At 43.1% G+C, this 16,851-nt stretch carries 9 protein-coding genes; 7 read left to right on the top strand and 2 right to left on the bottom strand.

Translation table 11 applies throughout. From position 1 onward, the window contains the following. Positions 1-21: 21 nt before the first annotated feature. The 3 genes from SHAL_RS11625 to ushA all read left to right on the top strand — a co-directional run bounded on the left by SHAL_RS11625 (position 22) and on the right by ushA (position 7,159). The gene (locus SHAL_RS11625) at positions 22-3,162 is read left to right on the top strand and encodes an ExeM/NucH family extracellular endonuclease (RefSeq protein WP_012277317.1); all 3,141 of its coding nucleotides are present in this window, start codon (positions 22-24) and stop codon (positions 3,160-3,162) included. A gap of 93 nt (positions 3,163-3,255) precedes the next feature. Continuing rightward, the gene (locus tag SHAL_RS22395; protein ID WP_012277316.1) at positions 3,256-5,325 is read left to right on the top strand and encodes an endonuclease; all 2,070 of its coding nucleotides are present in this window, start codon (positions 3,256-3,258) and stop codon (positions 5,323-5,325) included. A gap of 112 nt (positions 5,326-5,437) precedes the next feature. After that, positions 5,438-7,159 carry a bifunctional UDP-sugar hydrolase/5'-nucleotidase UshA gene (gene ushA, locus SHAL_RS11615; protein ID WP_041415986.1) on the top strand — a complete coding sequence of 574 codons (1,722 nt, stop codon included), beginning with the start codon at positions 5,438-5,440 and terminating at the stop codon, positions 7,157-7,159. A gap of 820 nt (positions 7,160-7,979) precedes the next feature. Here ushA and cls read toward each other — a convergent pair. Continuing rightward, positions 7,980-9,437, bottom strand: a complete 1,458-nt coding sequence (cls, locus tag SHAL_RS11610) for a cardiolipin synthase (protein ID WP_012277313.1) — start codon at positions 9,435-9,437, stop codon at positions 7,980-7,982. A 169-nt stretch (positions 9,438-9,606) separates the two neighbouring features. Here cls and SHAL_RS11605 point away from each other — a divergent pair, with 169 nt between their 5' ends. The 4 genes from SHAL_RS11605 (at position 9,607) to SHAL_RS11590 (ending at position 15,353) form a co-directional block, all read left to right on the top strand. Beyond that, positions 9,607-10,488 carry an endonuclease/exonuclease/phosphatase family protein gene (locus SHAL_RS11605; RefSeq protein WP_012277312.1) on the top strand — a complete coding sequence of 294 codons (882 nt, stop codon included), beginning with the start codon at positions 9,607-9,609 and terminating at the stop codon, positions 10,486-10,488. A gap of 58 nt (positions 10,489-10,546) precedes the next feature. Then, on the top strand, positions 10,547-12,496 hold the full coding sequence (locus SHAL_RS11600) for a RecQ family ATP-dependent DNA helicase (protein WP_012277311.1): 1,950 nt from the start codon (positions 10,547-10,549) through the stop codon (positions 12,494-12,496). Between the two features lie 195 nt (positions 12,497-12,691). Beyond that, on the top strand, positions 12,692-14,464 hold the full coding sequence (locus SHAL_RS11595) for a DUF885 domain-containing protein (protein WP_012277310.1): 1,773 nt from the start codon (positions 12,692-12,694) through the stop codon (positions 14,462-14,464). Between the two features lie 205 nt (positions 14,465-14,669). Continuing rightward, positions 14,670-15,353 (top strand): response regulator transcription factor, encoded by a 684-nt coding sequence (locus SHAL_RS11590; RefSeq protein WP_012277309.1) that lies wholly within the window; start codon positions 14,670-14,672, stop codon positions 15,351-15,353. Positions 15,354-15,698: 345 nt separating this feature from the next. Here SHAL_RS11590 and ald read toward each other — a convergent pair whose 3' ends face one another. After that, positions 15,699-16,814 carry an alanine dehydrogenase gene (ald, locus tag SHAL_RS11585; protein ID WP_012277308.1) on the bottom strand — a complete coding sequence of 372 codons (1,116 nt, stop codon included), beginning with the start codon at positions 16,812-16,814 and terminating at the stop codon, positions 15,699-15,701. Positions 16,815-16,851: the final 37 nt, after the last annotated feature.

Genomic DNA, 16,851 nt, shown 5'->3' with positions numbered 1-16,851 from the left:
AATATACAGGTAGCGTTTAATATGAAAAAAAGTATTGTTTGTCTGGCCATTGCCAGCGCAATTTCCACTGGAGTTCAGGCAGGGGTGGACGATCTACTCATTACTGAGATTGTGCAAAATAAAGCAACACCTGCGATGGGGTCCATAGAGATAACCAACACCCATGCTTCTGAAGATTTTACTTTTACCGATGCCACCAAAGCCGTCATTCTTGCTAGCGGTAAACATACTAACGATTTAAAAAATGCCGATGGAAGCCTGTTACTTACCGGTTTCACCATCCCGGCAGGCAAATCTGTGGTGCTATTAAATAGAGGCGCCACTGATAGCTATAAAGCACAAATAGAGGCGGCTGGCGGCAGTTTCTTAGTTGGTGAAGGGACTGGTAACTATGACAATGTATACGTCAATGGTGATGATAATTTTCTCCTAAAGCACAATGACAATACTATTGATATCGTTGGCCCTAATACCACATATGACTATTGGGCAGAAGATAACTCATTTCAACGTCGAGTTACCGCTGAGGGCGCGACTCCTGAACAATCGGCAACATTTGATGTTACCCAGTGGTTAGACACTAGTCCTGCAATCACGGCTGGCATGGGCTCTCCCGCATTAGCACCTAAGTACGAGGTGCCAGAGGTGTTTGTCTGTGATGTGACTCATACCATTAGCGAAATCCAGGGGACTGGCGCTGCATCAGAGTTTGTTGGCGACACTGTGATAGTCGAAGGCGTGGTGGTTAAATCAGAGAAGATCCCAATTTCTGGTTTGTACATTCGGGATCTCGTTTCAGATAATGATCCGCTGACATCTGACGGTATCTATGTTTCCTTCAAAGGTGATGGCGATAGCTTAGAAGGTAAGACCATCTGTTTCGAAAGTAAGGTCGTAGAGCATTACGGTCATACTCAACTTTCCACCAATGATCCGTTAATCACTGATACAAGTTATACGCCTACTGATGCTGTCGATATTCAGGTTTTAGAATCTGATAATGGACTGTTTGCCAACACCCTTGAGCGTTATGAAGGCATGCTGGTTCGATTACCTGCTGATTTAAATCCTCTAGTTGAAGGCAAGCAGGATATACGAATCTCGAAAACATTCGGCTTTAACTATGATAGCTACCGTAACAACATCTCTGCTGCTTATCTGCGTCCCAATATGCAGCCTAATCAACTTAATGTGGCGGGTAGCCCCGAAGCAATTGCAGCTCAAGCACAAAATGATGACTATCGCTTAGTCATTGAGAGTCAAAGTAAGGCACCGAATGGCGATATTCCTTACTACCCTGGTTTTAAGGCCAACCCCGCTGACAATTATGTGCGCATCGATGACAGTCTTGTTGGTCTAGAAGGCGTACTCAGTTACAGCTACAATAATTTCAGCCTGACCGTGACCAATAAACTCACATCGGTTAACTTTGTGCGTAATATTAAGCGCAGTGACAAGCCTGATTTGATTAAAATGGCGCCAAAAGATCACTTTACTATCACGCTGGCAACCCAAAATCTGTTTAACTTCTTTAACTCTCCCTTCGGCGGCGATCAAAACAATTTTGGCCAAAACCGTGGGGCAGATAGTTATCAGGAATATGAGCAGCAAAAGGCCAAATTGGTACAAGCCATTCTTAAACTAGATGCCGATGTGCTAGGCCTGATGGAGATGGAGAATAATGGTTTTGGTCTAGATAGCGCTGTTGCTGACTTGGTCAATGCGGTCAATAGTCACTACTTCGATGAATACCCAAATGCAGACCCCCATGAGTCTACTGAAAATCGTTATGTATTCGTTGGTTTCGATCACAATGGTAACCAAATTTTAGATGAATTGGACTCCATTGGCTCTGATGCGATCACCACGGGTATTATCTATCGCCCTAGCAAAGTGAGTATAGAACGGACCAAAGTTGTGGTATTACCGCAGCAAAAAGCGCCCAGTATCGTTAATGATTTCAATGAGATCATTAAGGACGATAAAGGTGAAATACTGGAAAGTGGTCAAAACTATAACCGTGATGCCTTGGTCGTGACTTTCATCGTCAACCAGACGGGTAAACGTCTGACTATGGCTGTAAACCATCTAAAATCCAAGGGCTCTACCTGTTGGGAAGAATGGCAGGACGTCGAGTTTGGTGATGCGACAGTATGGGAAGATGATCCAAAGGATGCTGATAAGCAGGGTTCTTGTGAGCATTTACGCGTTGCTGCAGCGGTTCGCTTGGGGGATGAGCTTGAGAAAATTGGCGGGGATCGCATCATTATCGGTGATCTCAATGCCTACGCTCAGGAAGACCCGATGCTGGTGTTAACCAGCAATCCCCGTAATAAAACAGTGATGACCGCTAGCCACACTTTTATCAATAAACAGCCGCAGTTTAATCAAGCTGGCGATCCCGTTGCAATTACTCACAGCTATGGCTATATCGATGTACTCGGGCTAAAAGCGAAAGAACGCGGAGAGACTCCTTGGAGTTATTCATACAATGATGAAGTCGGTTCACTGGATCATATCCTTATTAGCCCGTCACTGTCTGGCCGCTTGATTGATGCTACCGATTGGCACATCAATGCAATTGAGTCCGCCTTGTACGATTACAACACTGAACATAAACCTGATGAAGTGGCTGGTGTGCCTGTTTTCTATGCCGAAGATCAATTCCGCTCATCAGATCATGATCCTGCGATTATGTCCTTAAGTTACCAACAAGGCGAAACCAGTGGGGATGATGCGGTTCGTTTGGCACTGTGGGACAAGTTGATGACAGTGCCTTACTTGGTGCCTGGTGATATCGCGCAGGAAGGTGATATCGCAACAGTTCGTTTGACACAACAAAATGACGATGACCGTTTGGACTTGAGTCAGCTGGTATTGCCAAATGTGGTGATTAAGCAAGCAGGACAGCTATTGGTGGAGATGGAAGTGTTTGGTGCCCCTGCGGCATTCTATCATGCCGATATGGAGCTACGTCGAAATGGCGAAGTGGTACCAGGTTCAAAGACCAGTTTACTGATCCAAGTGAAAGGTCGTGACACCTTGGTCCCTACTTTAGTCACTGAACCACACGATAACAGCGGCGGTGCTACCGGATTTATCGGATTGTTATCTTTACTGGGTCTGGCTGGGTTACGCAGACGTTTCTTCAACCGAGGTTAATTCTATTCAACATAGTTGATCGCTCAGGTGCACTATTGCATCTGGGCGGCAACAGTGATGGTCCCACGGACATAATAAGAACAAAGGATACATATGAAGACCAACCCAACTAAAGTCGCTATGGCCATGGCGATGCTTTGTGGCACTCTTTCCACCTATGCCAATGCAGAACTTGTAATAACCGAATATATTGAAGGTGGTAGTAACAATAAAGCTATAGAGATCTCAAATCTTGGGACAGAGGCAATCGATCTCGATGCCAATGAATATATATTAACATTATATTCTAATGGCAACGGTTTAGATAAACCGGGTAATACAGCAGTGCTTACCGGTATGCTTGCACCCAATAACAGTGTGGTATTTCATAACGCTTCCGCTGCTCCAGAGTTTAAAATCGGCACCGCTTCTACAGTGACTTACTTTAACGGTGACGATGCTCTAGTACTGACCAAGGACGGTGCTGTAATTGACCGCTTTGGTAAGGTAGGTGAAGATCCTGGTTCAGCATGGACAGATCCTAATGACGCAAACTTTTCTACCGCAGATAAGACCTTACGCCGTAAAACCAGTGTAACCACGGGTGACACCGCAGCTGAAGCTGATTTTCCCGGTGCTGATAATCAGTGGATTGTGTTTGCAAAAGATACTTATGACGGTTTAGGCTGCCCTGGAGAAGGCGCTTGCGATGGCACTACGCCACCCCCAGAACCTGACCCGGATCCAGCGCCTTGTAATAACTGTGATGTTATCGATAAAGTCGCTGATGCTAGTAAATACGTCCCGGATGAATACTACTCAGATGTGCTAAACGGTGATTTCGTCGACGTCGCGGCAAAGAAGCAAGCGATTGCAACCATTGCCGCAAGTGGTCACAAGGCCGTGAGTTATAAACAGGTCTGGAGTATCTTAACCTACTCTGATGAAGATCCTGCCAACAAAGACAATGTGATCATGCTTTACAGCGGTAAATCAATTTCCAAGTATGACAATGGTGGTAATGTTGATGACTGGAACCGTGAACACGTATGGCCACAGAGTCACGGCGTAGAATCAGGCTTTGGCAATTCTGATGCCCATCATTTGCGACCCGCTATGCCCCAAGTCAACGGTGCTCGTAGTAATCATGACTTTGACAATGGTGGTACTCCTGTATCACAAGCACCAGATAACTTAGTTGATACTAAGTTGGGGACTTTCGAGCCTAGAGATGCAGTTAAAGGCGATGTCGCCCGTATGATGTTCTATATGGATACTCGCTATGAAGGTGGAGATTCAAGCAATAATGGCGATCTTAAGTTAGTGGATTCCATTGGCAGTGATGGTGAGAAGTTACAAGCCGGTAAACTCTGTACCTTGTATGCGTGGCACAAACTAGATCCTGTTGATACCTTAGAGCAAGCCCGTAACACGGCTGTCTACGAGTACCAAGGTAACCGTAATCCCTACATTGATCGTCCAGAATGGGTGCAAGATATCTATGGCGCCCTTTGTAACGATGATCCCGTACCAGAATTAGATGTGGATATTGTTATCGATGCGCCTGCTGAGGTGAATGAAGGCGCTAGCTTTACCTTTGATGGCACTGGAACTAAAGGCGTTGAGGGGCAAGTGCTAACCTTCACTTGGACTCAAATATCTGGACCTGAACTTGCCTTCGACGTTGATGGTGGGATGTTAACCGCGGTAGCGCCAATTGTTGCTATCGACACGCCATACCAATTTAAGCTAACGGTAAGTGATGGCGAATCAGAAGCTTACGAAACAGTAGATTTAATGGTTAAAGACGTGCCATTAGCTGTCGAGATCATGATCTCTGGTGAAACTTCAGTTGAAGAAGGTAAGTCAATTACACTAGAAGCGAGTACCGATCCTGCAAATGAATCTATCAGTTTTAGTTGGGTTCAAATTGCTGGTGAGACTGTCGAATTTGAAGGTGAGGGGGCAGTACTTAAGCTAACCGCACCAGAAGTGTTGCTTGATACCTCACTGATTTTTGTTGTGACTGCAACTGATGGTAAAAGTTCAGTAAGCAAGAATGTAACTGTTTCGGTGAAAAACGTACAAGGTGATGGCTGGACAGAGCTAGATGGTGCTGGCTCACTTAGTGGCCTACTGGGATTATTACTTCCTCTTGCCATTTGGCGTAGACGTAAAAATTAAATTTTAGTTGATTTAGCAGGCAAAAGAAAAGTCGAGAGACCTCATCTCGGCTTTTTCTTATTAAGCTTAAACGCAATTTTTAATTCCAACTATAAAAATGATGAGATGTACTATGCGTGTTAATTATATCGGCAGCGTATCTGTCATAGCGGTCATACTGCTGTCTGGGTGTGGAATTAACCAAAAAAGTTTTGCAACATGTGCAGCAGCAGGCGATGCTTGTACTCGATTCACCATTTTGCATACCAATGACAACCATGGTCGCTTTTGGGAAAATAAACATGGTGAATATGGTATGGCTGCACGTAAAACTTTGATTGATTCAATCCGCCAAGAGGTTAATGCGCAGGGGGAGCACGTATTGCTTTTTTCTGGCGGTGATATTAATACCGGTGTACCTGAATCGGACTTGTTATATGCAGAGCCTGATTTTAAAGGTATGAATCATATTGGTTATGATGTGATGGCGGTTGGTAATCATGAGTTTGATAACCCGTTAGCGGTACTGGACAAACAAAGGCAATGGGCTGAGTTCCCTATGCTGGCAGCAAACATCTACAAATCAGTTGAAATCAATGGTGTCACTAAACAAGTGCGCTACTTTGAACCTTATAAAATTTTTGAGTTTAATGGGCTTAAGCTGGCCGTAATCGGCATGACAACAGAAGACACGGTTAGAATCGGTAACCCTGAATATGTCAGTGAACTGGCTTTTACCGAGCCCCAACAAGAAATTAAAAATGTTATCGCAGAGATAGAGCAGTTGCACTCGGTTGATATCATTTTTGCCGTGACTCATATGGGGCATTATGCCAACGGGCTGCACGGCAGTAATGCCCCTGGTGACGTATTGATGGCAAAGTCGCTTAAGGTCGGGCAGTTGCAAGCCATTTTTGGTGGCCATTCCCAAAACCCGGTTTGCATGGAGTCTAATAGTCACAATACCAACAATTATGCCGATTTTGCCCCAGGGGATAAGTGTATTCCAGACCAGCAAAATGACACATGGATAATGCAAGCCCACGAATGGGGTAAGTATGTGGGCCGTGCAGACTTTGAATTCTTCAATGGCAAATTGAATCTGGCTAAGTTTGAATTAATTCCAGTGAACCTTAAAGTTAAAAATAGCAATGGTGAAAGGATTTTAGTGGGTGATGCAATTATACCCGATCAGGAGCTAAAAGAGTTTCTACTGCCTTTTCAATTGCGTGGACAAGATAAGCTTGATGAGGTTATTGGTGTCACCAAAGGAAAACTCATTGGTGATCGCGATCTAGTGCGCAGTCAACAAACCAACTTAGGTCGCTTAATCGCAATGGCACAGAGTAATGGAGCAGTAAAAGCTGATTTTGGTGTTATGAATTCAGGTGGGGTACGAGCTTCTATTGAAACAGGTGAGATCACTTATCGGGACGTACTGTCGGTGCAACCCTTTGGTAATATGATCACCTTAAATACAATGACAGGAGCTGAAGTGAAAGCATATTTAGCTTCGGTTGCCACTATGACGAGAGGCTCTGGAGGTTATGCGCAATTTTCCGGAATAGAGATGGTAGTTAACTGCACTGAAAAGGCTGTAGAGATCAGCAAAATTGGCGGACGTGATTTCAATATAAGTGATAGCTACAGTTTCACCGTCCCAAGTTATAATGCGGCAGGTGGCAATGATTATCCCAAGCTGACTGAAGCCATCAATACTGGATTTGTCGATGCCGATATATTGTATCAATTTTTCAAGAAACAACCTCAAATTAATGCCGCTGATTTTGATTCTCGCAAAGAGATCACTTATATGAGGAGTTCCAGCCCATTTGGATGTGATCCTGCCTCATAACGAGATCCTTAGTGAAAGAAAATAGGTAAAGTTTCGGTATGTTCAAGACTACAGTTCTCAATTTGATTGCTCGGCAATGGTAAAACAATAAGTTCAACTACCTAAACAAAGCTGATTTTGATTTTTTGCGCTTAGTTTACGCATTGTTGCACAAATAGATTTAATCGTGCGGTTCAATCAAGCTTGGTAATAAAAGGGATTTTTGGTTTGCCTATTAGGTTCATCTGGGGGCTTCATCAATTCAAGGCGAATAGCCGAAAGAATGGTTATTCCCTTGTGAAGCTGTTAAACACAGAAGTAGGCCGCTCTGATGCTGTGACTCTTAAGGAACAAGAGGAAGCTTAACCCTAGAACAACTATGCTCTTCACTCGTTCTCGTTGCAAACAACATGGGTGTGGTGAATGTCATTAATGCACGACTATATGGATATAGGAGGTAGAGTAACGCAGGAGCAGTTACCGAGGAGTATTTAATGACCTTGCCTTATAACCGCTAAACTCTCGCTGAACGACCAAATCTTTATACTGATTGGTATTATATATGCTTTGGCAGGCGTATCTAGTTGGCGGTAATCACAAAAACAAGGTGAGCCTGAAATAATGACCGCAAGATGGAAAGTGTTCATATAGGTAGTATGAACAACTTTAAAACCATAATCTAACATAGGAACACTTACGCTGGTGGCGCCAGTGCGTGGAAGCGCAATGACAAAAACTTTGTTTATAGGTTACCAAAAAACAATTCAAGATTAATGGGAAATACTGCTTGATGAACGCATTAATACGTTCATCAAGCCAATGAATAAAGTGATCGCAAAAGTTACAGTAACGGGCTAAATAGATAGAAGACTCGCTCTGCTGCACGGCTGGCTAAAGGTCGCTTTTTCCATTCCTCTGGTGAGATCATGACTGTATTTTTAAGGTAATCTTGCTGTACGGTTTCAAGTTTTTGAGTAAACCCTAGATTATCGACAGCAAGGGTAACTTCAAAGTTAAGCCATAGACTACGCATATCCCAGTTAACCGTGCCGATTAAACAATGATTACTATCGATAACGACGGACTTGGTATGCAGTAGGCCACCTTTAAATCTATGTATGTTAACGCCGGCTTCTAACAGCTCACTAAAAAAGGCGCGGCTTGCCCACTCAACCATCAATGAGTCATTTTTATCAGGAACGATAATATCGACCGTGACATTACGCTGCGCGGCGATAATTAATGCCATGTGGAGATTATCACTGGGTACAAAATAGGGCGTTGTTATAACGATACTTTTTTGTGCCTGATAAATACTTTGGAGTAGCACTCGGTGAATAACCTCTTCACGCATGCCGGGGCCTGATGGGATAACTTGTACTAAATCGGTAATTTCACTGTCTTCATGAGACAGGCATTTAGGTTGTTCTGGAAGGAAACGTTCATTGGTTTCAACTTCCCAGTCCCATGCGTGAATACTATTAAGTACGGGTACAGAGGTGCCAGTGATCCGCACCATAACATCAATCCATTGGCCAACTCCCGCATCTTGATTAAAAAACTCCGGGTCAACCAAATTCATGGAACCTGTGTAGGCAATTTGATTATCTATGACAACAATTTTACGATGTAATCTAAGATCTAAACGTCGAAAGAACATACGAAAAGGCGAGACTTGTAGTGCACTAACGACATGTATACCACTTTGCTTCATCAGTTTTGGCCACTGGCTTTTGAAAAAATGCCGACTCCCTGCAGCGTCAAGTAATAAGCGTATTTTTACCCCTCGCGCCGCACTTTGTATCAGAGCCTTGGCAACGTCATCGGCCCTGCCACCTGGATGCCAGATATAAAACTCCAGTAATATAGTTTCTGTTGCTTGGTGTATGTCGTCAATTAGATTATCTAAAATCTCATAGGTTTCACTACACAGGGTTAAGTGGTTATCGGCTAATGCAGGGATCCCAACTTGTTTCTCACAAATGGCGCTGATTGACTGACCATAGAGACTAGCAACATGAGGCCGATACTGACGATACTCATAGAGCTTTTTAAACCACTCACCATAAGGTTTGAACATTAATTCTGCACGTACAGCTCTTTTTTTTCCTAAATTGAGTTCGCCGAAAAGTAGGTACGCGAAAGCGCCACCTAAGGGAACGATGTAGATAATCATTAACCAAGCGAGCGACACACCAATGGTACGTCTTTTGGCGACTACACGAATGCTTATACCAGCAATAATCAACCAGTATAGAAAGACTCCAGCTATGGTTAGCAGCTGGTAAAACTCATACATATTTTGTTTGATAACATTGTCCTTACTCTCTCAAAGCCAAGTGGCAAATACTCTTGAAGAGGACTTGAGTGAATAATCCCTATATAGAATGATCATGTGATTAAGCGTAATAAGCGATTATAATGAAAAGAATACCTTAAATCTAAGAACCGAGCTGAATAAGTCAATTATGGCGAAAATTATCCGTAAACTCATTTTATTAGCACTTATAGCTGCAGCAGCCGTGGTTGCTTATGTCTATGACGCATCCGTTATCCCTACAGACGATGTCCTCATTACTAATGACAATAGCCTAGATGTACAGGCGCAATGTATAACATATCCGACCAAAGAGTCGCTCGACAGGTTTGGTAAGCTCGATATCACCACCTGGAACCTCTATAAGCAGAGTGGTGAGGGGTGGGATGATACCTTAAAGCAACTCGTAGAACGTTCCGATCTGTTGCTGCTTCAAGAGGCTCAGTTAACTAAAGCACTTAACAGCTTTGTCGAGTCGCAAAAGCTATCTATGCTACTTGCACAGGCGTTTAGCTTTGATGGAGAGCCTGTAGGCGTTATGAACCTGACGCGAGAGCCTGCACTGAGTAGTTGTGTGTTTAGAAAGGCTGAGCCTTATATCAACTTCCCAAAATCCATGTTGGTGTCCTATTATCTACTATCGGATCTAAGCCAACTATTGGTCGTTAATATCCATAGCATTAACTTTACTATTGGTTTAGATGAGTATCTGGCTCAGTTACGTATCGTCGAAGCCGCGATTCAGGACCATAAAGGCCCGGTTATTTTTGCCGGCGATATGAATACTTGGAGCGACTCAAGATTTGAGACGATCAAGCAACTGGCTAATCGCACAGGGTTAAAAGAGGCGATCCCCGCTGCTGATTCAAGAACCGAGATCTTTGGTCAACATCTCGACCATATCTTTTATAGAGATTTAGAGTTAGTTAAAGCCGAATCAATAATTACCTCAAGTTCTGATCATAACCCCGTTAAAGCCTATTTTCGCTTAGAGAAAAAGCGTCCTGTAAAGGTCGTAAAATCAGTCAAATAGTCATCAGCTGTACAACTAATTCTCACATATGACTATATAAAATTACACAGGATTCAATATGGATAACGCACTGGCGTTACTTAATCGTTATTTTGGTTTTAGCGAGTTCAGGCTAGGGCAAGCAGAAGTTGTTAACCACGTCTTAAATGGACAAAGTGCAGCGGCAATTTTTCCTACAGGTTCGGGCAAGTCCTTATGTTATCAATTGCCTGCGCTAGCTTTGCCAAATCTTACCTTAGTGGTCTCACCTTTACTTGCCTTAATGGACGATCAACTGAAATTTCTTAATAGCAAAGGGATCCCAGCAGCATCAATCGATTCGACACAAAGTAATGAACAGTCCAGCGCTGTGATCCAAGGTGTAACCGAAGGCCGGATTAAGATCTTAATGATCTCAGTTGAGCGTTTGAATAATGAGCGCTTCAGGCGTTTCATCTCATCGGTTCCCATTTCGTTATTAGTGATCGACGAGGCGCACTGTATTTCAGAGTGGGGTCATAATTTCAGGCCTGACTACCTTAAACTCCCTACGTATCAAAGGCAGCTAAACATTCCTCAAGTCCTATTGCTAACCGCAACGGCAACCCCGAAAGTTATCGAGGATATGGGAAGTAAGTTTGGCATCAAGCGAGAATGTATCACCTTAACGGGCTTTTATCGCGCCAACCTAAATTTATATGCGGTAGGGATAAGTGCACAGGACAAAATTAATTACTTAAGTGGCTGGCTTGGACAAAGGCAAGAGCAAAGTCAGAACAAAAACCAGAGTGGCATTGTCTACGTGACCCTACAACATACTGCTGAAACAGTGGCTAAAGCGTTAGTTAGTCGTGGATTCGACGCCGTTGCCTATCATGCCGGAATGGATAGCGATAAGCGTAAAGCCATACAAAATCAGTTTATGGCGGGTGAAGTGCCCATCATTGTTGCAACAATCGCATTTGGCATGGGGATCGATAAGAGTGATATTCGTTTTGTAGCACATTTCGACCTGCCTAAATCAATTGAAAATTATGCCCAAGAGATCGGACGAGCGGGTCGAGATGGCTTAAGCTCTGATTGTTTAGTATTGGCAAACCGCGACAACCTCAACGTGCTAGAGAACTTCGTGTATGGCGATACCCCAGAACCCAGCGCCATCGAATTTGTCCTAGATGAAATCATTCAAGCATCAAAACTAGGCCCACAATGGGAGCTGATGCTTAATCAGCTCTCAACAGCGTCCAACATCCGTGCATTAAGCTTAAAAACCTTGTTGGTGTACCTTGAGATGCTGCGGGTTATTAAGCCTAAGTACAGCTATTTTGCCGATTATCGCTTCAAGATTTTATGCCCAATAGAAGAGATCTTGTCAAAATTTGATCCGCAGCGACAAGCCTTTATTAGTGCTGTTATTGAAAGCTCTGATAAAGCTAAGCTGTGGTACAGTGCCAACTTCAATGCACTGGAGCAAGTACTACCTGATAGCCGAGACCGTGCAATTAAAGCGCTAGATTATCTACACCAGAAACAGCTAATTGAGTTACAAAGCAAGCAATTAACCCAAGTGTATGACATTTATAGCGCTAATATTAACGACTCACTTGCAGCGCGTTTATTTGAGCGCTTTAGCACGAAAGAGCACAGTGAAATAACCCGAATAAACCAGTTAGTCGATTTTTTCGACAGCGATCATTGCTTAAGTTTACAGCTCGCTCAATATTTTGCCGATCCTCACTTAACAGGGCCTTGTGGTCATTGTAGTGTATGTCTAGGCAAGGTGGCCCGCTTACCGGCACCACAAGCCTTGAAGCCGTTAACTGATTTTTACTTTAATGATATCTGCCGAGAAGCAATTGAAAAGTTAGCAAAGCAACTTTCTCCTGTGTTATTAAGCCGGTTTTTATGTGGCTTAACGACGCCGATATTTACAAAATTAAAGTTACGGCAGGTCAAAGGCTTTGCTCAGTTTGAGCACTACCGTTTTGCTGATGTTTTAGTCTGGGTTGAAGCAAACCTAGAAAACTAACTGTCAAACGCTGAAATAAAAACTCAATTTAATGCTGAACATCGGCTATTAACTGACTCTGTTTGGCTGTCTTTGTTGTGTAACAAAGGTTGTCAAACTGAGTATAGTTACTGAAAATATATAGAGAACATGATTTACTGGAGCGGATTTTAAAGTGGCATTAGACCACGAGCTAACAAATTAAGGGAACACACCATGAAAAAAGCCGCACTGCCTTTGGCTATTGCGCTATCTCTTGTAGGCCTAACGGCCTGTCAAAGTCAGCCAACAACAGAACAAGTTGCTGTTGAGATCACCGACCAGAATTTAGCATTTAATCAATTCAGTCAAAATTTTATTGATGCGTTATGGATAGAGTCTCCTACTTGGGCTCTTTACAGTGGTTTTCACAAATATGATGGTGTCTTAAAGGTCCCTAATGCCGAAACTCGTGCAGCGAGTTTAGCGTTTATTCAAACACAACAGTCGGCGCTAGCTAAGTTTGACCCTAAACTGATGTCGCCAGCAACATTGACTGACTATCGCCTCATCGAAAACTTACTTGCTGAAATGAAGTGGAATATTGAAACCTTCAAGTCATGGCAATGGAACCCTGCAAGTTATAACGTCTCTGGTGGTTTCGCACAGATTATTAATGAAGACTTTGCCCCGTTCAGTGAGCGTTTGCATTCTGTGTTAGCAAGAATGGAAAATGTGCCAGCTTATTACGCAGCGGCAAGAGAAAATATTCAAAATCCGACCATAGAGCACACACAGCTCGCGATAATGCAAAATCAAGGTGCTTTCTCTGTTTTTTCTAATGACTTACTGAGCCAAGTTTTAGCATCGAGTCTAACCAACGAGGAGAAGGCGCTATTTGCTAATCGCTTCAATAAAGTGACGATGGCGATTAACGAGCATATTGATTGGTTAACGGCATTAGAGGCTAAGCTTGAGAAAGAGGGCGCAAGAAGCTTCCGTATTGGTGAAAAACTTTATGAGCAGAAGTTTGCCTACGATATTCAGGCGGGGATGTCTGGCAAGGCGCTTTACGAAAAAGCGGTAAATGACAAAAATCGTGTACAGGCTGAAATGGCCAAGATCACCAAGAATATCTGGGGTAAATACTTCGATATCCCTATGCCAAAAGATGACAAAGTTGCAATTAAACAACTGATTAATAAGCTTTCTGCAAAACATGTTAAACGCGAAGACTTTGTTGATGAAGTGCGAGCACAGATCCCAGAGCTTATTGATTTTGTTAACGAGAAGGATCTGGTTACCTTAGATCCAAATAAGCCGTTAGTGGTTCGTGAAACACCCGCGTATATGCGCGGCTATGCTGGCGCATCAATCAGTGCACCTGGCCCCTATGAAAAGTCAGGTAATACCTATTATAACGTGACACCACTTGATGGAATGAGTTCTGCCTCTGCAGAAAGTTATCTGAGAGAATACAATCACTGGATACTACAGGTACTTAATATCCATGAAGCTATCCCTGGGCATTACACTCAGCTGGTTTATTCGAATGAATCCCCCAGTCTGATTAAGAGCCTATTTGGTAATGGCGCTATGGTCGAAGGCTGGGCGGTGTACACTGAGCGTATGATGCTTGAAGAGGGTTATGGCAACTTTGAGCCAGAGATGTGGTTGATGTACTACAAGTGGAACCTGCGTGTTATCGCCAACACCATCCTCGATTACAGCATTCAGGTAAAAGGAATGACTGAAGAACAAGCGTTAGAGCTTATGATGAATGAAGCTTTTCAGGAACAAGCGGAAGCGGAAGGTAAATGGCGCCGTGCTACCTTGAGTCAAGTTCAGTTAACGAATTATTACTCGGGTTATCGTGAGATTTACGATTTCAGAGAAGAGTATAAGGCGCTAAAAGGCGATGATTTTGACCTAAAGGCATTCCATGAAGAATTCTTAAGTTACGGCAGCGCACCTGTGAAATATATTCGAGAGCTGATGCTTAACAAATAAAATCTTTTAATAGTTAAATAATAGTCGTTAAATCAGTTTAAATGACAAAAGCTTGGTATAACAGCCGCTCGTAAAAACGAGCGGCTTTTTTGTACTCCGATATTGGGATGGGTAAAAATTTTTACTTGTGCGTGAAAGCGTCTAGTAAACTTAACTCACTTACTGTAATCTAAATGAAAATGATTCGCATTGAGTTTGATTTGAGATGAAACACCTTTTATTGATAGATGATGATCTTGTACTCCAGAGCAGCTTGTTACCTGTATTAGAGCGAGAAGGCTTTTTTGTCACCGTTACAAATAGCGGCGCCGATACTCTTGATAAGCTAAAGTCCACCAGATTAGATTTGATTTTACTAGATATTAATTTGGCGGAGCTAAGTGGTATTGAGTTGTTAAGACAGCGGGTAAACAAGACACCGATTATCGTTATCTCAACATTAGAGAAAGAAGAAGACAGGATTAAAATATACGAGCTGGGTGCAGATGACTTTTTGAGTAAGCCGTTTGGTTTCCGTGAACTTGTGGTTCGAATTAATGCATTAAAGCGACGAATAGAAGCCATAAGAAATGATACAGAGTTTACTCATCAACCCTCTCAAGATATCAGCTTTGATGATAATCAGTGCATCATTTCAATTTCGGAACAAGCGGTGTCGTTCACTCAAACCGAATTTAAGCTGTTTAAGTATCTATTTGAAAGAAAGGGTCAGGTCGTGACAAAGCAGGAGTTACAGCTTAGGGTTTTACAAAAAGAGTTAGGCCAGTTTGATCGTAATCTTGATATGCATATCAGCAACACTCGGCGTAAGTTATTCGAACAACATTTGCCTAAGACCCTAATTAATACTGTAAGAGGTAAGGGCTATAGCTTCGCCTATGCTAATTAATACCAATCAGTATAAGAAGTTGATCTACTCAGAGCGTTTTTGGCAAACTAATTCAAGGCGAATAGCTGAAAGAATGGTTATTCCCTTGTGAAGCTGTTCAACGCAGAAGTAGGCAGCCAAAAGCGCTCCAGAATGGCGAGTTTTAGCGGCTCTGATGCTGTGACTCTTAAGGAACAAGAGGGAGCTTAACCCTAGAACAACTATGCTCTTCACTCGCTGCCTTGCCTCATAACCGCTAAACTCTCGCTGAGCGACTAAATCTTTATACTGATTGGTATAATATTAGGGAACTTAAAAGGGAGCCTGCGGCTCCCTACATATTACTTAAGTAACTAGTTTTTCGAGTTACTTAAGTAATATTTGTGGATCGACAAACTCAAGGTTTAGTGCTTCAGCAACTTCGGCACAAGTGATCTTACCGTGCATTACATTAAGACCGTTTAGTAAGTGCTTGTCTTGTAACAGCGCTTCTCTATAACCCAGTTGAGCCAGCTTAATGATGTATGGCAAGGTTGCGTTGTTTAGTGCAAATGTCGAAGTACGGGCAACCGCACCAGGCATGTTAGCAACACAGTAATGAACAACGTCATCAACGATATAAGTTGGATCTTGGTGAGTCGTTGCGTGCGATGTTTCGATACAACCACCTTGGTCAATTGCAACATCAACGATGGCAGAGCCCGGCTTCATGCGTTTGATATGTTCTTTAGTCACAAGTTTCGGTGCCGCGGCTCCAGGAACAAGCACGCCGCCGATCACAAGGTCAGCCTCAAGTACATGTTTTTCAATGGCATCAGCCGTTGAGTAAATGGCTTTAACTTTATTATCGAATTGAGCGTTAAGGCGACGAAGAGCATCAATACTTCTATCTAGAATAACAACATCGGCACCAAGACCAACAGCCATCTGCGCTGCGTTTGTACCAACCATGCCGCCGCCAATGATCACAACCTTTGCAGGTTCAACACCAGGAACGCCACCGAGTAACATACCGCGGCCACCCATAGATTTCTCTAGCGCCATCGCACCTGCTTGAATAGACATACGGCCAGCGACTTCAGACATAGGTGCAAGTAGCGGAAGCGCACCGCGATCATCGGTAACGGTTTCGTATGCAATACAAACAGAACCACTTTTCACGAGATCTTCAGTTTGTGGAAGATCGGGTGCTAAATGAAGGTAGGTAAATAGTAACTGGTCTTCACGTAACATTGCACGTTCAACAGCTTGAGGCTCTTTTACTTTTACAATCATCTCAGATTGAGCAAATACCTCGGCAGCTGTTTGCAGTATTTTTGCACCGACTTCGATATAATCTTGATCAGCAAAACCAATGCCTGAGCCAGCATTTGTTTCAATAAAAACCTCATGACCACGTGACGTCAATTCACGAACACTTGATGGGACCATACCAACACGATATTCGTGATTTTTGATTTCTTTTGGAACACCTATAATCATCTTCGAGCCTCAAATTTGCATAAAAACCCATTTTATA

The organism is Shewanella halifaxensis HAW-EB4 (genome assembly GCF_000019185.1).
Classification (GTDB): domain Bacteria; phylum Pseudomonadota; class Gammaproteobacteria; order Enterobacterales; family Shewanellaceae; genus Shewanella; species Shewanella halifaxensis.
Note: the sequence above shows the minus strand (reverse complement) of the source record. Positions and strands in the feature narration are given on the sequence as shown.